Source organism: Mangrovivirga halotolerans, assembly GCF_026241165.1.
Lineage (GTDB): Bacteria > Bacteroidota > Bacteroidia > Cytophagales > Cyclobacteriaceae > Mangrovivirga > Mangrovivirga halotolerans.
The window spans coordinates 443,241-462,364 of record NZ_JAPFQN010000006.1 but is presented as its reverse complement, the minus strand read 5'-3'; the positions used below and the strand labels follow the sequence as shown (position 1 = coordinate 462,364).

The following is a 19,124-nucleotide window of genomic DNA, read 5'->3' as shown; positions in this document are numbered from 1 at the left end:
ATTAATTACTCAGGTTTTTCAACAACTTTTTCTTCAAGAAAGATTTTAAATGTAGTGCCAAATCCTTCTTCACTAACGCAACTTATATTACCACCCATCATTTCCACATATTTTTTTACAATATTTAATCCAAGGCCGGTACCTTCGATATTACTGGCATTATGTGCTCTGAAAAAACGTTGGAATAAATGCTTCATATCTTCCTTGGGAATACCGATGCCTTGATCGGATACTTCAAAAATAATTAAATCTTGCTCTTTGTAAACTGAAACGAGAATAGGTTTATCTACGGGCGAGTATTTTACCGCATTAGAAATTAAATTTATAAAAATATTCTTAACTAACTGTTTATCTAAAATAACGTGTTCACCGATCTTATATTTGAAATTTATTTCCTGACCAGGTTTCAAAGATTCTTGTAGTTCATCCAGGATATCCTCAATTAATTTTTTAAGGTTAAACTGATGAAAGCTGGGGGTAATTATGCCCTCTTCGATTTTGTCAAGAGAAAGAAAGTCATTGAGCAAATTAATCAGATTATTGACTGATGATTTAATTTTCGTAATGTGCTTTTCTTTTTTTTCTTTATTGCCGAGGTCAAAATATTTATCCAGTAGTGAGGCAGAGCTCAAAATAGTACTTAACGGAGTTCTGAATTCGTGAGAAGCCATTGAGACAAATCGGCTTTTCAATTCATTAAGTTCGCGTTCCTTTTTAAGGGATGTGCGAATATTTTCTTCAGCGTTTTTTTGCTGTGTGATATTTTTCTCTACTATCAGTATTCGCTCTATTGATCCTTCATGTCCGGAAGAGAGTGGCACAATGTAAGTGATATAATACTCATCTCCACTTCTAATTTCATGGGTGCTGTTTTGCCCAATCAAAGCATTTTTTAACTTTTCTTCTAACTCCGAACCAGGTTGATAATGTACATATTTTTTTCCTATAAGATCTTTGCTATTTATTCCGCGGGATTGAAGCTCCTGGCCTTCAACAAAAATGTAATTGAAATTTTTATCAATAACATTGATGGTACCGTTAGGAAAATTCTTGGAAATGGTTCTGAATAGTTTTTGCGAAGCGATCAGGTTAATATTTGATTTTTCCAGTTCCAGTGTTCTTTGTTTTACTCTTTGTTCCAGCTCAACGGAATATTTTTCAAGCCTGTTTCTATTCTTCTCCAGATCTTTTTCCATTTTTTTTCTGGAGGTAACATCAATGATAAAGGCAACAATGAGTGTTTTACTTTCGACAGAGGTATAGTTCAATGAAATTTCCAATGGAAACTCACTGCCGTCTTTTCTTTTTCCGTAAAGTTCCAGATTGGCCCCCATCATTCGTTTAGTGGGTTTTTCAGCATATTGTCTTCGATGACCCCTGTGAATTGCTTTTAGGTCATCCGGAACAAGCAATTCTATTTTTTTGCCGATAAGTTCATCCTTGTCATAACCAAAAAGGCTTTCGGCCCTTTTGTTGGCTAACTCTATTTCTCCTTCTCTATTACAAATTATTAGCCCTTCAACTGCACTTTCAAATATAGATTGAAATAATTTTTCTTCATTTTCCATTAGCAACCTTCATTTTCCACATATTTTAACTCAAGATAATAATATTTTTGACTTAATGATATTAATCATATTACCTGCTGACAAGATGCAAGGCGGTATCCATAAATAAATGTCTTATTTGTTAAAAAACAACGAAAGCCATGAAGAATATATTAGTACCCACAGACTTTTCGAAAGAAGCAGGATACGCACTTCAACTTGCGGTTGATTTTGCAAAAAAGACTAACGCAAAGTTATCAATTATACATGTTATAGAATATTATCCAACTGCTAGTTTTACTACAATGGGACCTGCTCCGGAAAGTGGAATGCCCGCCGATGCCTTTACAGCCCAAATGATAGAAAAAGTTGAGAAACAATTTGAAGAGCTAAGATCAAAAGAAATGTTTGACGGTCTCGACATTGAAACTATCGTCAAAATAGGAAATCCTTATCAAAACATTACAAAAAAGATCGCAGCCCTAAATGCTGATCTAGTTATAATGGGAAGCAAAGGTGCCCACGGAATGGACGAAGTTATGATTGGCTCTAATGCTGAACGTGTAGTCAGATATTCTAAGCATCCTGTGATCACCGTAAAAGACCCAATCAGGTTAGAGGAAATTAAATCAATTGCTTTTGCTACTGATTATACTGAAACCCAGGAAAACCTGCTAAATCATTTTGACAAGTTACTTGAGGTACTCGATGCAGAGCTTTACCTGGTGAGGGTGAATACACCTTATAATTTTATTCCTACCCGAGGAGCTGAAAATAACCTAAGAGAATTTGCTAAGAAAAATCATCTGGTTAATGTGAATGTAAGTACATATGATGCGTATAAGGAAGATGCTGGTATTTCTGCTTTTGCAGAAGACAATGATATAGATTTGATTGCTATAGGCACTCATGGTAGAAAAGGGTTGATGCATACAATTTCCGGAAGTATAGCAGAAGACCTTGTAAATCACACGAATAAACCAGTTTGGACTTGTCATATTAAATAGTAAAAGCCGAAGATAAGATTAATGAGTAACTTAGAAGTCAGCCACATTTTGGTGCCGGTAAACTTCAGTAAAGCCAGCTATACCGGTCTTAAATTTGCAATTAATATTGCCAGGCAGCTCAATGCGAAGCTGACGGTTCTTCATGTTTTCAATATACCCCAGCCGGTTGGTGGTCTTCCTTTATATATAGAAGAAGATAACGACCCGGCTGTGTTTTCTTCCAGCATTGCAAAAAAATTTAAAAAGCTTGAGGAAGAGTATCTTTTTGATAGTGGTATCGATTATGATTTACAGTTTAAACTTGGCTATCTGGAGACTCGTTTATCAGCATTCGTTGAATACGAAAAAGTAGATCTTATTGTCCTTGGAAAGAAAGATCCTTCTGGTTTTATGTCTTTCCTCAAAATCAACATAGTTCGAATATTAAATAGTATCGGATGTCCTTCGATTATTATTCCTGAACAATATGAGGGGTGTTTTCCGTTTAAAAAGGCATGTATCAGTTGTGACTATAGCAAGAAGAATAAGAAAAAAGACCTTGCTGACTCTGCGCTAATATTAAAGATTTTATCACTTGACCAAATTTTACTTTCAGTCACACAGGAATCGCTAAAGCAAAGATTTAGTGAAGAAAAAGAAAAAGTTCTGAAAATTCTCAGCGAGACACTTCCAGATATTCAAACCGTTCAGGTACCACAAAAGAGCAATGAATTTATTTCTAAAACGATATTAAAAAAAGTCCTTGAAATAAATGGTGATCTGATTGTAGTGTTTCCGGGAAAGCATTTTTACAACGGTTTGTTCTCAGAGTCTGTGTCAAAAAGCCTGGCTAACAACAAGAGTATCCCAATGCTTGTTATTAATTGACATATTTAGTTAAAATATACTTCTCAGTTTCGGTCAATGGATAATCTTCACCTACAACTGTAAACTGTATTGCAACACCATCAAGCATAGCTGTTAACAATTTAGCCTCCCTTCTCGAATCGGGAAAACCAATTTTGTCCAGTAATTCCTGCATTAGCTGAAAATAGGTTAAATACTTGTCTATTGCCATTTCCTGTATGAATTTGTATTTGCTCACCTGCAGCATCAAAGAAGTGACAAGTTTAATATGCTCCGGCCGTTCTCTAAGCCGATTAAAAAAATCATGAATAAGCCGCTTTAAAAAGATATTTGGATCATCATCATACAAAGACGCTAACCTTATTTCTTCTTCTGCCTTAAAGTAATTGATTATTTGAAGTAATAAGTCTTCCTTACTTTCAAAATAAACGTATGTTAATCCTTTGGATATCCCTGCAGCTTTGGCTATTTGGCTAACAGAAGTTCCATCATATCCCTGGGTGGCAAAAAGCTCTAATGCTGAAAAGAGAATTCTTTTTCTTTTTTGAATTTTAAAGTCTTTTTCTCTGGTTGCAGTTTCCATATTTTGACTGATTGTTCGGTCAAATATAGTAAAATTATATAATTTTTTTGGTATAAATCTTTGTGCATTAATTAAATACAGGAATTATCATCACTGCAGTATCGGATGAAAATGATAGTTTTTTACTAACACTACCATTAAATTTATCGTCGATAGATTTATTGACTTTGTGAAATAGCACCACCATATCAAATTCTTCTGAAGAAAGTTTGTTTTTGATCGCCAGGTAGGCATTATCACTATGAGAAGTTTCTAAATTTACTTTATGATGTAAAATTCCCTTGAATGCTTCTTCCACTTCTTCAGGTTGAAAAGATTCATAATCATGGGTAACGTGAAAAAGAATATCTTCTGCCTGAAGCTTATTCATGAAGCTGTCAAAAAATTTTTTTTGATGTTCAAGTATATTGAGATCATAATTTCCCCAGGTAATTAGCACTTTTTTGGGAAGCTTTGTTCTGTAATGAGGATTAATAATTGTCAGAGGACATGGCGGGTTATCTACTATTTTACTAGTTAGCTTACCGACCCTTTCTTTATCAGTACGACTTTTTGACTTTCCCATAACACAAAGACTTATATTATGAGTAAGAATCGTTTTGTTTATAATATCTTCAGGATCACCGGTACGAACTAACACAATGACGTTTTCAGGTTTAATATTCATTCTATTAAGTGCCTGAATCAGGTTTTGTCTTCCTTTATTTATTTTGTAATCATTTATGTAATCTCCTTTACTAGGGTCGGTTTTTATTATATGTAAAATGACAAGTTCTGAACCCAGAACCTCAGCAAGACCTGCACCATAATTCAGAACAGGAACACAGGTGGAGCACACCTCAGTAGCAACAAGTATTTTGTTGATTGCATTTTGACTATTTGCAATCGATTTTAAAGGGTTTGAAGCAGAATGGGTATGCATGATTCCGGCCATATCATTTTTATTTTGTAGATTACTTTTAATATACAAAATTTACTTGATTTTATTAAATGATAAAGGTCATATAATCTCCTGACCGACATAAAATTGTGAACCGATAATTTTGATTAAATTAAGAAAAAAGAATGGTTAATCAGTTTAAGCACGCCATAGTCGCTCTGGATAATACTGAAATGGATGTGAACATGATAAAGTACGCATCCTTGTTTTCAAACGTGGCAAACCTTGAGCAGGTAGATTTTATTCACATCATCAAAAACCTGGATTATGATGACTCAGAGGGTCTTCCTTTAGATGAAAAAATAGAGTCTAATATTCAATCGTTAATTAACGAACACTTTAAAGCTAAAGTTAATTATAAGATTCAGGTTAAGAAAGGAAATCCTTCTAAGGACCTTTTAGAATGGGTAAAGATCAAACATGCTGACCTGATGTTCATAGGAAATAAGGACTCACTCAAGGGTCACAATGTTTTAGGAACTAAGCTTTCGAATATGGCCCCATGTTCCTTGCTTTTTGTTCCCGAAAAATTCAAAGATCATATTAATAAAGTAGCGATTACAACGGATTTCTCTGATCACTCATATGCAGGAATTGAATTTGTGAGAGACAATCTTCCTGAAAAAACCATTTCAGAACTGATACACGTCTATACTGTTCCATCGGGATATCATTTTAGTGGTAAGACATATGAGGAGTTTTCTGAAATAATGAGGTTTAATGCAGAAAAGGATTTTTTAAGGTTCTCTAAAACAAATAACCTGGACAATTTAATATGCAATTTTTTACTGGATGAAGATGATAATCCGGCCGATAAGGTTTTAAATCGTGTTAAAATTTCAGATGTAGATCTGTTGGTTGTGTCTTCACAAGGCAGATCGTCCTGGGCTGGATTGGTGATGGGCTCTACGGCAGCAAAAATCTTGAAAATTAACAGGTATGTACCCTTATTAATCCTTAAAAACAGAAAGGAAAATCTGTCATTTTTTGAAGCGATTTTAAAGGTATGAGCAGATCATTATTTAATAAGTTTTAAAATAATGTATCTTGCGCCAAAATTTGACTGATGGGAAACTGGATTAAACTTTTTGGTTTAGATGATAATGCTGATTCTGATGGGCACCATATCAGAAGCAGGTTTGAGCGCGATTATGACAGAATAATTTTTTCACAACCTTTCAGACGACTTCAGGATAAAACACAGGTTCACCCTTTGCCAGAAAGCAATTTTGTACATACCAGACTAACTCATTCCCTTGAGGTATCATCTGTTGCAAGAAGTCTTGGTAGAAAAGCTGGAGAAATGCTTTGTGAAACCAGTGATGATATTAAATCAGCAGGCCTTACTCCTTTTGACTTCAGTACAGTAACTGCTGCTGCAGGTCTCTGTCATGATATTGGAAACCCTCCGTTCGGACATTCAGGAGAGGACGCTATATCTGAATATTTTAAAACCGGGCGTGGGCAAAAATTTAAAAAGCATTGTTCAGAGGAAGAATGGCAGGAATTAATCTCCTTCGAAGGAAACGCACAGGGTTTCAGGCTGGCTAAAAATAAGAGCCTGGGAATAATGCTTAGTGATGCTGTTTTAGGAGCATTTACTAAATACCCGTGTAGTGCTCTTGGAATGGATAGAAAAACGGGTGCTAAGTCTCGTAAAAAATATGGTTATTTTTCTTCTGAAGAAAAGCAGTTTCAGGAACTCGCAGGAAATCTTGGGTTAATCAAAGTCGATACTCCTAAAGGCATGGCCTGGAAGAGACATCCGCTTGCTTTTCTGGTAGAAGCTGCAGATGATATTTGCTATCATATTATCGACCTTGAAGATGCATGCAGACTTGAAATCATCAGTTTTGAACAAACGAAAAAGTTTCTTGTTGAAATAATTAAAGATAAATTCAATGAGAAAAAGTTTAACAGTTTGTCAACTAGAGAAGAAAAACTGGCCATTTTGAGAGCTCTTGCAATTAATACATTGGTAGATCAGGCAGGATCAATTTTTGTTGAAAGTGAAAAGCAGATACTCTCCGGAGATTTTGATCAGTCGATATTCAATCTTTTACCTTCTAAGGATGTTTTAAATGAAATTCAACAGGTTTCGGTCAAAGAAATTTACCAAAACATCCAGGTTGTTGAAACTGAAGTAGCAGGCTTTGAAGTAGTAGATGGCCTTTTGAATAAATTTATTGAAGCCGGTTTCAGGATGGTTTTTGATAATGAAAACCGATCAGGTGCTGATAAAAGACTTATTCAAATGCTTCCAGAGCTCAATAGATTAAATGTTTTAGAAGCAAAGAATGTGTATAGTTTGATTCGTGAAATTATTGATATGGTTTCCGGATTATCAGATAGTCATGCTGTAAGTATTTATCGTAAGATTACTGGTCAAACCATTCCTGGTATGAGAAATTGATAGATGTAACTTTATTTGGGTGATTATATATTAATGAACTGAAATAAAAGATTTTATTTCCCTAGTTTTGCACTTTTGCCGAGATCATGTGGACAAGCATATCACATATAATACTTAAGTTCCGAGTTATACTAATAGCTATTATAGCTATTATCACGGGTTTTATGGCTTTTAAAGCCAAAGACCTGGAGGTATCTTATGATTTTGCTAAGATCGTTCCTCCTTCTGATAGTCTGATGATCAACTACCAGGCTTTTAAAAAACAATTCGGAGAAGATGCAAACCTGCTTGTATTGGGAATGAAAGACAGCTCTGTCTATGAGCTAGAAAACTTTCAAAACTTATATTATCTGACCAATGAGTTAGAAAACCTAGAAGGAGTAAATAATGTTCTGTCTCTTGCTAGCATGCAAATACTGGAGAAAAACACTTCAGAAAGAAGGTTTGATCCAAAACCAATTTTTAAATCGGTTCCTGAAACAGAAGAAGAACTCGATTCATTATTAAGCGTTGCAAGAGATCAGCGATTTTATACAGGTCAGATAATTAACCCATCTAATGGTTCAACCGTCCTTTTACTCTCTCTTGATTCCGAAATTATAAACTCGGATAAGCGGTTAAGGTTGATCAATGATATTGAGATGGCCGGCGAAAAATTTTCTGAAGTATCAGGAATAGAATTACATTATGCAGGAATTCCTTTCATCAGGTCAGTGATGAGCGCTAAGGTTCAGAAAGAATTAAACAAGTTTCTTATTCTTTCTGGAGTTGTTACTGCACTAATCCTGTTTTTCTTTTTCAGGTCTGTGTCTGCCGTTTTCTTTCCAATGATCGTGATTGGAGTAATGGTAATCTGGGTTATGGGAACAACAGTTCTGTTAGGGTACAAAATGACCATACTTACAGGATTACTCCCGCCAATTATTGTGGTTATAGGTGTTCCTAATTGCATTTATTTATTAAACAGGTATCATCAGGAAGTAGCTACGCATGGCAATCAGGTTCTTGCTCTATCAAGAATGATAAGAAAAATTGGCCTTGTAGCCCTTGTAACTAATTTTACGACAGCGGTAGGATTTGTTGTTCTGGCTTTTAATGATATTACAATTTTAAAGGAATTCGGAATTGTGGCGGGTATTAATATTATGATGACTTACGTAGTCAGCATCATATTAATTCCAAGTGTATTTTCTTTCCTTCCGGCTCCAAAATCAAGGCACTTAAAACATCTTGATTTTAAGATGGTCGGAAAATCAATAAGGGTTTTAGATCTATTAGTTCACAGACATCGTTATGCGGTTTTTGTGGTAACAGGAGCGCTCCTTGTGATTTTTATTTACGGCGCGACCAAAGTACAAAGTGTGTCTTACATGGTCGACGATATTCCTGAAGATAGTAAGATCAAAAAAGATCTTGCCTTTTTCGAAAATAATTTTTCAGGGGTAATGCCATTAGAAGTATATATTGATACTAAAAAAGAACAGGGAATCAGATCGTTATCTGTTTTAAGAAGAGTCGAGCAATTTGAAGATACGCTGGCATCTCTGAAGGATCTTTCTGGCCCTGTATCAATGGTTAGTTTTATAAAGGCAGTTCGTTCTGCGTATTATAATAATAGCCCATCACAGTACAGACTTCCTTCGGGGCGGGAACAAGCATTTATATATAGTTATCTGAGAAATGGCGAATCAGATAACCCGTTGGTTGAATCTTTTATTGATTCCACTGGTCAGAAAATGAGAGTATCATTAAAGATGGCTGACATTGGATCAAATAAAATGGATAGCCTGGTTGAAAATGTCATCGTACCTGCCAAAAATGAAATCTTTGAAGGTTCAGATATTGAGGTTAGCTTAACCGGAACAACTTTACTCTTTATAAAGGGTAATAAATATCTGATTGAAAACCTTCGACAAAGCCTGATACTTGCATTTATTATTATCAGCATCATCATGGCAATTCTTTTCCAAAATGTCAGGATGATCATTATTAGTTTGATTCCCAACTTTATTCCACTAATTATTACTGCTGGAATAATGGGCTATGCCGGAATTCCACTAAAACCATCTACTGCTTTGATTTTTTCCATTGCCTTTGGTATTTCTGTAGACGATTCAATTCACTTTCTTGCAAAATACAGGCAAGCGCTGTTCAGTAGTAATTTTTTTGTTCCAATCGCCATTTCTAAAAGTTTAAAGGAAGTTGGTCAGTCAATGATCTATACATCGATCGTATTGTTTTTTGGCTTTGTAATCTTTGCATTCTCTGAGTTTGGCGGAACGGTAGCCCTTGGTATTTTAACTTCTCTTACTTTACTTGTTGCTATGATCACCAACCTGGTGGTGTTGCCTGCCCTATTAATGGTGTTTGATAAGGGAAAAAGGGAAAAAGATTCTCACCCATTGATCGAACAATATGATGAGTTTTATTTGGCAGATGAGGATGAAGAGATTGAAATAAAAGCAATTGAAGTAAAGAAAGACCAATGACCAACAGGTTAATCTGATTGTTTTTTAATCATCTTTCCACATTTATTCATTTCGTGTATCAGCAATTCACTGATTAAAAAAAGCATTAAAAGATTGCTTTACTCTATTTAATTGGTTAATTCTATATAGTCTATCATTTAAACACAACCAAACCATGAAAATTAGAAATCTAGTACCTGTAGTATTCCTTGTATTGGCTCTTTTTTCATTTACTGATAAAGAAGAGACCTCTACAATTGATGAGTTTGAATTCGATGGTCATATAACTTATGACATGACATATATTGATAAGAAAGGTCGCGAACAAAGCTTTCCTTATACTATATATTTCAATGAAGGAAAAGAGCTTTTTGGCATTAAAATGATCATGAATGATAAAAATACTTCTGGGGAAACCATCATTATTTATGATAAATCTGATAAAAAGATGCATATGCTGATGGATAATGAAGGTGAAAAAACAGCTATGGCAATGCCTTTCAATCCACAACAACTTGAAAATGCAGCTGAAAATATGGAACCTGAAGATTTTACTTTTGAAAAAACCGGTAACACCAAAGAGATACTAGGATATACTTGTCATGAATATAAGTTCGAGTCAGACGATGCTTCAGGAACAAGCTGGATAACAGAGGAGGCTGATGTTTCTTCTTCTCAAATCGCCGGTCTACTGGGAATGGGAAACAAAGGGAAAAATAAAAACCCACTTATGGGTGCTTATCCTGAAGGGATAATGATGGAGTCTGAAGGAGAAACTAAGAAAGGTGAAAAGTATAAAATGGTAGTTACCGAATTAAATACAGACAATCCAGTAACAATAAGTACTGAAGGATATAAATCAATGATGAGTTTCGGAAAGTAAAAGGTGACAATCACCTTTTACTTTTTCTTGGCTTCTTCCCACAATACATCCATTTCTGCTAGTGACATTTCGCTCAATGATTTTCCCATTTCTTTAGATCTTTTTTCGATATAATTAAATCGTTTGATAAACTTTTTATTTGTTTTTTCAAGAGCTTCTTCCGGGTTTATATTGGCGAACCGAGCATAATTTATCAGGCTGAACAAAACATCTCCAAATTCTTCTGTAGCCTCATCTGAATGATCGATTTCTCCCTTTTCAATATCTATCTGCTCTTTAAATTCATTCAATTCTTCCTGGACTTTTTCCCATACTTGCCCTCGTTCTTCCCAGTCAAAACCTGCTCCACGAGCTTTTTCCTGTATACGCATAGCCTTTACTAAAGCAGGAAGTGATTTAGGAACCCCTCCGAGAACTGTTTTATTTCCTCCTTTTTCTTTAAGCTTGATTTTTTCCCAGTTTGCTTTCACAGCGTCTTCATCATCGGCTTTTACGTCTCCGTAAATATGCGGGTGACGATGTACCAGCTTATCGCAAACTCCATTTAAAACATCTGAAATATCAAAAGCATCTTTTTCATCAGCTATTCGTGAATAAAATACCATGTGGAGCATTATATCCCCTAATTCTTTTTTTATTTCATCAAGGTCATTTTCAATTATAGCATCAGAAAGTTCATAAGTTTCTTCGATAGTTAAATGCCTTAAACTTTCTATTGTTTGTTTTTTATCCCATGGACAGTTTAAGCGCAATTCATCCATTATTGTAAGTAGCCTGTCGAATGCTTCAAGCTTTTTTTGACGGTTATTATCTTTGGGAGCCAGTGCGTTATGGTGCATGTTTACAATTACTTTTACTTAAAAAAACATTCCTGAATAAGTGTCGTTTAACCAAACAGAGGTAACTTTGCATAAAAGTAAACAATCATGTGGACAGTTTTATTAGGAATAGGTTTTGTTGCATTGTTTTTTGCATTAATGTCAGTCAGATTGCTCTTTTTGAAGAACGGAGAGTTCAAAGGAACGTGCGCTTCGCAGAGTCCTTTTTTAAATAAAGAAGGAGCTACCTGCGGATACTGCGGAAAAACTATGGAGGCTGGCGAAACCTGCGGGAAAGAAGAGCAGAGTGATAATGAGGTCGAAAAAGTAATGGCCCGATTCAAATAATTTTTCATTTATAATTTCAGGTCGTTAAAAATAGTTCCTTCAGATTAACTAGATTTGTTCGAAGGAATATAAACTTATTTATCAGTGACGTTAATTAAATCAATTTCCGGAATTAGAGGAACTATCGGGGGTAAACAAGGCGAAGCCTTAACTCCACTCGATGCTGTAAAATTTGCCTCAGCATACGGTCAATGGCTACTCGAAAAGAACAAAGGAAATAAGGCTAAAGTAGTAATTGGAAGAGATGCCCGCCCATCAGGAGAAATGATTAATAACCTGGTATGCGCAACTTTACAAGGGCTTGGAATTAATATTGTTGATCTCGGACTATCTACTACCCCAACCGTCGAAATGATGGTTGTTGAAGAAAATGCAAATGGAGGAATCATTCTTACAGCCTCTCATAATCCTATTCAGTGGAACGCTTTAAAACTTCTTAATGATAAAGGGGAATTTATCTCTGGTGACGAAGGAAAAAAGATCCTGGAAATTGCCGAGCAAGGAGATACAACTTTTTCTGAAGTTAAACATCTTGGTTCTATTTCCGAAAAACCAGATGCACTCGATATCCATATAAAAAAGATTTTGGACCTCCCTTTAGTTGATCAAAAGGCTATTGAAGAAGCAAAATTTAAAATAGTTGTCGATGCAGTTAATTCTTCAGGAGGAATAGCTGTTCCTCGCTTACTGGAAGCTCTTGGCGTTCTTGTAATAGAAAGAATACATTGTGAACCTGATGGTCTTTTTGCTCATAACCCAGAGCCTTTGCCAGAGCACCTCGGAGACATCATAAAAACAATGGAAAAGGGCAGCTTTGATCTTGGAATCGTTGTTGACCCGGATGTAGACAGGCTTGCTTTAATCTGTGACGATGGAACTCCTTTTGGAGAAGAATATACCCTTGTTGCTGTTTCAGATTATATTTTGACCAATGGTTCAGGAAATACTGTTTCGAACTTGAGTTCTACCAGAGCGTTACGTGATGTGACAGAGAAGCATGGAGGAGAATACTCCGCCTCAGCAGTAGGTGAAGTCAATGTGGTTGAAAAAATGAAAGAGGTCAATGCGGTAATAGGTGGAGAAGGAAACGGAGGTATTATTTATCCGGAGCTTCATTACGGAAGGGATGCTTTGGTTGGCATAGCATTGTTCCTGACCCATCTGGCTAAATTTGGAAAATCTTCCAGCATGCTCAGGTCTAAGTATCCTAACTATCATATCTCTAAGAATAAGATTGAATTAACACGAGAAATCGATGTTGATGAGGTCTTAAATTCAGTAAAGAAGAAATATCATAAGCAACCTGTTAATACTGTAGACGGTGTTAAGATTGAATTTGATAAGGAATGGGTACACTTGAGAAAAAGTAATACTGAGCCAATTATAAGAATTTATAGTGAGTCAGAATCACAGGCTACAGCAGAACATTTAGCTCAAAAAATAATGGATGATATCAGAGAAATTATTCATCACAGAGATTAAAATTAACTAAGTAAGATATTTGGAGGGATTGGCGAATAGCCAGTCCCTTTTTTATTTAATCGAACTGAAATTTATGTATCTTTGTAAATAAAATAATTTAATAATGAGGTTTTATTTTGATAATGCTGCGACAACTCCAATAGACGAAAGAGTACTGGAGGTTATGATCCCACTGATGAGAGATGGCTATGGAAACCCATCATCGACACATGCTCATGGACGAGCTGTCAGATCAGAAATCGAAAGTGCCAGGAAAAAGGTAGCCCAGCTTATCAATGCAACTCCTTCTGAAATATTTTTCACCTCCGGTGGTACTGAAGCTGACAACATGGCTTTAAGGTGCGCTGTCGAAACATTTGGCTATCAAAGATTAATCACTTCCAGAATAGAGCATCATGCTGTTTTACATACCGCAGAGTATTTAAACAAACACGGTATAGAGCTTTGCTTTGTTGAATTAGATTCAAATGGAGTGGTTAATTATGATCACCTTGAGAGTTTATTAAAGGAGGATAAGTCAACAATTGTAAGTTTGATGCATGCAAATAACGAGATTGGAAACCTCACAGATATTCAAAAAGTTTCTGATCTGTGTAAAGAATATGAGGCTTTTTTTCATACTGACACTGTTCAAACCATGGGGCATTTCGAGCATGATGTAAAAAAACTCGATTTAAACACTTTGGCTGCATCAGCCCATAAGTTCCACGGGCCCAAAGGAGCCGGTTTTATTTACGTGAATAAAAACAAAAGAATACCCGCTTTTATTCATGGTGGAGCCCAGGAAAGAGGCCTTCGAGGAGGTACCGAAAATGTTTATGGAATTGTGGGTCTTGCAAAGGCACTTGAATTAAGTTATGATGAGATGAGTGAAGATCGGGCGAATATTGAAAAAGTTAAAACCAGAATCATAACAAGATTAAAGGATGAAGTTGAAGGTGTAACCTTTAACGGAATGAGCAATAACTTGAAAAACAGTTTATATACTGTCCTATCGGTAAACTTTCCTGAAAGAATGGATAAAGACATGCTATTGTTTAATTTGGATCTCAAAGGAATTTCTTGCTCTGGTGGATCAGCCTGCTCCTCAGGTGCGGCCACTGGTTCACATGTTCTTGCTGAATTAGATCGAAATGAAAATGAGGCAGCAGTTAGATTTTCATTTGGAAGGTTTAATACCGAAGAGGAAGCAGATTACCTCGTTAATACAATTAAAGAATTTGATCGGGTAAATGCCTGAATAAAATAAAACAAAACAAAAGCCCTTCTATTATTGAAGGGCTTTTTTTATTAATTGTTATTCATATAATCGAGAGTAATATTTAGAAACGCTTTCATGCCTGTTAGCATACCAGCTTCATCAATCATGAAATCAGGGGTATGATGTTGAGAGGTTATTTTTTCTTTTCTCTTATCATTATTTTCAACTTTTCCTCCAATGAAGAAATAAACACCCGGGACTTTTTCCTGAAAATAAGCAAAATCTTCTCCACCAGTGATAGCTTTTGTTATAACCAGGTCACCATTTAAGGCTGCTTTTTTAAGAGAAGGCATGATTTTTTCTGTAAGCTCATGATTATTATATGTGACAGGCACCATTTTCTGAATTTCAACTTCTGCAGTGCCCCCATGTGATTCGGCAATGTTGGAGGCTACCAGTTTCATTCGACGATGTATTTCTTCTCTCATATCACTATCCAGTGTTCTGATAGTTCCTGTTAGTTCCGCTTCTTCCGGAATGATGTTAAACCTGACACCGGACCTTACCATTCCTACACTTATCACCGCAGCTTCTTTTGTCAATTCGGTATGTCTGCTGATAATATGCTGGAGACCGTTAATTATCTGCCCCGAAATGGCAATAGGGTCTGTACCTCCCCAGGGAGTAGAACCATGAGTCTGGCTTCCTTTTATTTTAATCACAAACCGATCAGAAGCTGCCATTATACCGCCTTTTTTAATTTTTATTTGACCGACAGGAGTTCCTGCATTTATGTGAAGACCGAAAATTGCATCTACGTCCGGATTCTTTAAGACCCCTTCTTTGACCATTAATTCAGCACCACCATCTTCACCCGGAGGAGCTCCTTCCTCTGCAGGTTGAAATATGAACTTGACAGTTCCTTTTAAATCATCTTTCATCGAAGAGAGAACTTCTGCCACTCCCATCAAAATAGCAATGTGGGTATCATGTCCACAGGCATGCATTACACCAGTTTCCTGATCATTATATTCAGCTATTACTTCGCTTTTGAATTCCAGATCATTTCTTTCAGTTACAGGAAGTGCGTCAATATCTGCTCTTAAACCAATTACAGGTCCAGGCTTTCCACCTTTAAGGATTCCGACGACGCCTGTTTTTGCCACGCCAGTTTGAACTTCTATTCCTAATGATCTCAGGTGATTAGCTATTTTTTCTGCTGTTTTAAATTCACGATTGCTTAGTTCAGGATACTGATGAAAATATCGTCTTAATTCGATGACTTTTTCTTCGATTTCAGCGGCTTTTTCTTCGGCTTTTTCATTTAATTTTTGCCCTGATATGATTACCGGGAATAAAAAAACCAGAAATATGATTAGTTGCTTCATAGATGTATTCTTTTTACCATTCATCAAAATATTGATTATTATATAAAAATTATCTTATCTAAAGTTAAAATGTTTATTAAATTAGCTTTTCTTTATAATCATTCAACTAGAAATAAAAAGAAAAATGACTAGACAACTAAAACACTTACCAGTATTGATTCTATTTGGTGTGATGATTTCTTTCGCATTCACCACACTAAAGAAAGAAATTAGCTATGAATTTAATGAGGGCGATTCATTTCAATATTCATATTCTTCTGACACAAAAGTTGTACAAACTATAATGAGTCAAAAACAAGAAATTGAAAATTCCTCAGTATATGTGTTTGATATAAGTGTATCAGAAGCTTCTAGTTCATCTTGTACTATGGAAGCTGTGATTTCATCGTTTAAGAATAAATCTTCAGCAAATGGTAGTGTTTCAGAATTCGATTCGGAAGATTCTGAAAAAGGAGGTGGACAAACCGGAATGATTTATAAAAACTTAAAAGGGCATAAATACACTTTTAAAATAGATAACAACGGAAACATTTCTGAACTTGAAGGAGCTGAGGAATTAATTAATAAAATAGTAGCCTCTTTAGAGAACTTACCTCCGGCTCAGGTAGATATGTTAAAAAATCAGCTGGAAGCATCAATGTCGAAAGACCAGATTGCAGACATGTTTAATCAGATTTTTATAACTCTTAAAGAAGGAGGTGCTTCTAAAGGGGATACATGGAGTAAAACAAGTGAAATTTCTGTATCAAGCTTTAGCATGAAAGCTTCAAAGGATTTCAATTATGCTACCACTGAAAACTCTATGGCTAAAGTTGATATTAAAGGTAACATGAAGACCTCTGAAGGAGCATCAATGAATTTGATGGGAATGCCTGCTAAAATTAATCTTTCAGGTCAGCTTCAGGGAGAGGCATTATTAGATTCTGAGTCGGTACCTCAAAAAGCACTATATATGCAAGTAGCTAAAGGAGATGTGAAAATTACTGAACCGGCTAGTGGCCAGTTAATGGTAATTCCAATGGAATTAACTACCCAGATAAAAGTACAAAACTTAAAATAAGAAAAGAAGGCTGCTAAAAAAGCAGCCTTTTTTTATGCCCTTTTTATTACTATATCTTTTAAACACTCTATCCAGGTTGGATGATCGTTGAGGCTGGGAACTAGTTGGACTTTTTCTCCTCCATGTTCTTCAAATAATTCCTGATATCCCTCTCCTATCTCAACAATTGTTTCCAGACAGTCTGCAGTAAATGCAGGGCTGAAGAACAATAATTTTTTTGCTCCTTTCTTCGCTTGTTCTATTATCGTTTTATCAGCAAAAGGTTCAAGCCATTTGTTATCTAATCTAGACTGAAAGGCTACTGTATATTTTTCCTCAGGAATGTTCAATGCTTCAGCTATTGCTCTGGTTGTAGCATATGAAGTCGCTTTATAACAAAATTTGTTTTCTTCATTAACCTCTTTTTCGCAATCTCTATCTTCGCAAAGACCAGTGTCATAAACTTTATCAACTTGTCGTGTAGGTAGTCCATGATAACTGAATATAACATGGTCGTAATCTTCTATTTTAAACTGACGACCAAGTTCAGCATATGCCTGTATATAAAGTGGGTGATCATAAAATTGACCAACGAATTCAAGTTCAGGAATAACCCACCATTTACTGATAACTCTGAAAACCTCTTCAATAGCAGATCCATTGGTTGCGGAAGCATATTGCGGAAATAATGGGAGAATAATTATTTTGTCATAATTCTCTTTCCTCATTTTTTCGAGTACATCTGGAATTGAAGGGTTTTTATACCTCATAGCCAGTTCCACAGTTATTTCGCCCCCTAATGCCTCCTGTAATTTTTCTTTTGTTTGCTCGCTGTAATATAGTAGAGGAGACCCTTTTTCAGTCCATAGTTTTTTGTACTCCTCAGCTGATTTAGGTGCGCGAAACGGAACTATAATACCATTCACCAGCACTTTTCTTAAAACTGCTGGAATATCAATGACTCTTGGGTCATTTAAAAATTGAAATAGATAAGACCTGACATCCGAAACCTTGGGACTATCAGGTGTTCCAAGATTGATAAGTAAAACTCCAGTTTTTTTATTTTTCATATTCATATTTGAATCAAACACTAAAAGAAAGTATATGTTTAATTATATTGAACGTAATGTCTCCATTTTTCTATTACGGATATAAAATCGTCCGGTAACTCAGATTCAAAATATAATTTCTCTTTTGTTATTGGATGTATAAAACCCAGTGATTTTGCATGTAAGGCCTGTCTTGGCATTAACTTAAAACAGTTTTCTACGAAACTATTGTACTTAGAAAACCGGGCTCCTTTTAAAACATTATCTCCACCATATGTGCTGTCATTAAATAAAGGGTGTCCAATAGATTTCATATGGGCTCTGATCTGATGAGTTCTTCCTGTTTCTAATTTGCACTGAACCAGGGAAACATATCTAAGATCTTCAATAACATTATAATGAGTAATTGCGTGTTTACCACCCTTTTCTTCATCAACTACGGTTACAACTCGTCGATCTTTTGGGTGTCGGCCCAGAGGAGAGTTTATTGTTGCTTGATCTTCTTTAGGGATCCCCCATACCATCGCGATATATGTTCGGTCGATAGAATGATCAAAAAACTGTTTAGCTAATCCTGTCATTGCCTTTTCAGATTTAGCAATTACTAATAATCCACTGGTGTCTTTATCAATGCGATGTACCAGGCCAGGTCTTCCGGTATTGCCGGGCATTTCGGGGAGCTGTTCAAAATGATAAGCCAATGCATTAACCAGCGTACCACTCCAGTTATTATACGCCGGATGAACGACCATTCCAGCAGGCTTTTCAACAACTAATAAGTGATCATCTTCATATTTAATATCCAGAGGAATATCTTCAGGGATCACTTCTGACTCCTTAGGAGGTTCAGGTAATGCAATAATAATTTCGTCAGCTGGATGAACCTTGTAATTAGGTTTAACGAAATTATCGTTTACTTTTACAAACCCATCTTTAATGGCAGCTTGTAATTTTGAACGGGTCACATTTGGTAATCTGTCCATTAAAAACTTGTCGATCCTAAGTAAAGTTTGTTTAGGATCACAGATTATACGATAGTGTTCGTATAATTCATCGCTATCTGAATACTCTTCTATATCTTGCATTGAATTGCGAAGTTAGTCTATTTTTGA

17 protein-coding genes are annotated in these 19,124 nt (G+C 35.7%); 10 read left to right on the top strand and 7 right to left on the bottom strand.

Annotation, left to right across the window (positions count from 1 at the left end; all coding sequences use genetic code 11):
- Positions 1 to 5 precede the first annotated feature (5 nt).
- Positions 6 to 1,568 carry a sensor histidine kinase gene (locus OO013_RS12910; RefSeq protein ID WP_266057264.1) on the bottom strand — a complete coding sequence of 521 codons (1,563 nt, stop codon included), beginning with the start codon at positions 1,566 to 1,568 and terminating at the stop codon, positions 6 to 8.
- A gap of 140 nt (positions 1,569 to 1,708) precedes the next feature.
- On the opposite strand from OO013_RS12910, the gene OO013_RS12905 reads away from it, so the two are divergent.
- Both OO013_RS12905 and OO013_RS12900 read left to right on the top strand, forming a co-directional pair.
- Positions 1,709 to 2,554, top strand: coding sequence for a universal stress protein (locus tag OO013_RS12905; protein WP_266057262.1), 846 nt, complete (start codon positions 1,709 to 1,711; stop codon positions 2,552 to 2,554).
- A gap of 21 nt (positions 2,555 to 2,575) precedes the next feature.
- Positions 2,576 to 3,421, top strand: coding sequence for a universal stress protein (locus OO013_RS12900; RefSeq protein WP_266057261.1), 846 nt, complete (start codon positions 2,576 to 2,578; stop codon positions 3,419 to 3,421).
- Here the strand turns inward: OO013_RS12900 and OO013_RS12895 are convergent.
- Both OO013_RS12895 and OO013_RS12890 read right to left on the bottom strand, forming a co-directional pair.
- Positions 3,414 to 3,983: a TetR/AcrR family transcriptional regulator gene (locus OO013_RS12895; protein WP_266057260.1), complete on the bottom strand. Its 570-nt coding sequence runs from the start codon at positions 3,981 to 3,983 to the stop codon at positions 3,414 to 3,416. The two genes, OO013_RS12900 and OO013_RS12895, sit on opposite strands and share 8 nt — an antisense overlap.
- A 67-nt stretch (positions 3,984 to 4,050) precedes the next feature.
- A complete protein-coding gene (locus OO013_RS12890; protein WP_266057259.1) occupies positions 4,051 to 4,917 on the bottom strand; it encodes a universal stress protein in 867 nt (288 codons plus the stop codon).
- 131 nt (positions 4,918 to 5,048) lie between these two features.
- On the opposite strand from OO013_RS12890, the gene OO013_RS12885 reads away from it, so the two are divergent.
- The 4 genes from OO013_RS12885 to OO013_RS12870 all read left to right on the top strand — a co-directional run bounded on the left by OO013_RS12885 (position 5,049) and on the right by OO013_RS12870 (position 10,687).
- Positions 5,049 to 5,933, top strand: a complete 885-nt coding sequence (locus OO013_RS12885) for a universal stress protein (protein ID WP_266057258.1) — start codon at positions 5,049 to 5,051, stop codon at positions 5,931 to 5,933.
- Positions 5,934 to 5,989: 56 nt separating this feature from the next.
- Entirely contained in the window at positions 5,990 to 7,336 is a 1,347-nt protein-coding gene (gene dgt / locus OO013_RS12880; RefSeq protein ID WP_266057256.1) for a dGTP triphosphohydrolase, read from the top strand.
- Positions 7,337 to 7,500: 164 nt separating this feature from the next.
- Positions 7,501 to 9,825: an efflux RND transporter permease subunit gene (locus OO013_RS12875; RefSeq protein ID WP_369414891.1), complete on the top strand. Its 2,325-nt coding sequence runs from the start codon at positions 7,501 to 7,503 to the stop codon at positions 9,823 to 9,825.
- A gap of 154 nt (positions 9,826 to 9,979) precedes the next feature.
- Positions 9,980 to 10,687: a DUF4412 domain-containing protein gene (locus tag OO013_RS12870; protein ID WP_266057252.1), complete on the top strand. Its 708-nt coding sequence runs from the start codon at positions 9,980 to 9,982 to the stop codon at positions 10,685 to 10,687.
- Between the two features lie 17 nt (positions 10,688 to 10,704).
- On the opposite strand, the gene mazG is transcribed toward OO013_RS12870, so the two are convergent.
- Entirely contained in the window at positions 10,705 to 11,526 is an 822-nt protein-coding gene (gene mazG / locus OO013_RS12865; RefSeq protein ID WP_266057251.1) for a nucleoside triphosphate pyrophosphohydrolase, read from the bottom strand.
- 87 nt (positions 11,527 to 11,613) lie between these two features.
- Between mazG and OO013_RS12860 the strand changes: the two genes are divergently transcribed.
- The 3 genes from OO013_RS12860 (at position 11,614) to OO013_RS12850 (ending at position 14,575) form a co-directional block, all read left to right on the top strand.
- Positions 11,614 to 11,853 (top strand): hypothetical protein, encoded by a 240-nt coding sequence (locus OO013_RS12860; RefSeq protein ID WP_266057250.1) that lies wholly within the window; start codon positions 11,614 to 11,616, stop codon positions 11,851 to 11,853.
- A gap of 84 nt (positions 11,854 to 11,937) precedes the next feature.
- Positions 11,938 to 13,335, top strand: a complete 1,398-nt coding sequence (glmM, locus tag OO013_RS12855; protein WP_266057249.1) for a phosphoglucosamine mutase — start codon at positions 11,938 to 11,940, stop codon at positions 13,333 to 13,335.
- 103 nt (positions 13,336 to 13,438) lie between these two features.
- The gene (locus OO013_RS12850) at positions 13,439 to 14,575 is read left to right on the top strand and encodes a cysteine desulfurase family protein (protein ID WP_266057247.1); all 1,137 of its coding nucleotides are present in this window, start codon (positions 13,439 to 13,441) and stop codon (positions 14,573 to 14,575) included.
- 50 nt (positions 14,576 to 14,625) lie between these two features.
- On the opposite strand, the gene OO013_RS12845 is transcribed toward OO013_RS12850, so the two are convergent.
- Positions 14,626 to 15,924: an amidohydrolase gene (locus OO013_RS12845; protein WP_266057246.1), complete on the bottom strand. Its 1,299-nt coding sequence runs from the start codon at positions 15,922 to 15,924 to the stop codon at positions 14,626 to 14,628.
- Positions 15,925 to 16,048: 124 nt separating this feature from the next.
- Here OO013_RS12845 and OO013_RS12840 point away from each other — a divergent pair, with 124 nt between their 5' ends.
- Positions 16,049 to 16,984, top strand: a complete 936-nt coding sequence (locus OO013_RS12840) for a DUF6263 family protein (protein ID WP_266057245.1) — start codon at positions 16,049 to 16,051, stop codon at positions 16,982 to 16,984.
- Between the two features lie 32 nt (positions 16,985 to 17,016).
- On the opposite strand, the gene hemH is transcribed toward OO013_RS12840, so the two are convergent.
- A complete protein-coding gene (gene hemH / locus OO013_RS12835) occupies positions 17,017 to 18,033 on the bottom strand; it encodes a ferrochelatase (RefSeq protein ID WP_369414890.1) in 1,017 nt (338 codons plus the stop codon).
- A 38-nt stretch (positions 18,034 to 18,071) separates the two neighbouring features.
- Positions 18,072 to 19,097, bottom strand: a complete 1,026-nt coding sequence (locus OO013_RS12830) for an RluA family pseudouridine synthase (protein WP_266057242.1) — start codon at positions 19,095 to 19,097, stop codon at positions 18,072 to 18,074.
- Between the last annotated feature and the right edge of the window lie 27 nt (positions 19,098 to 19,124).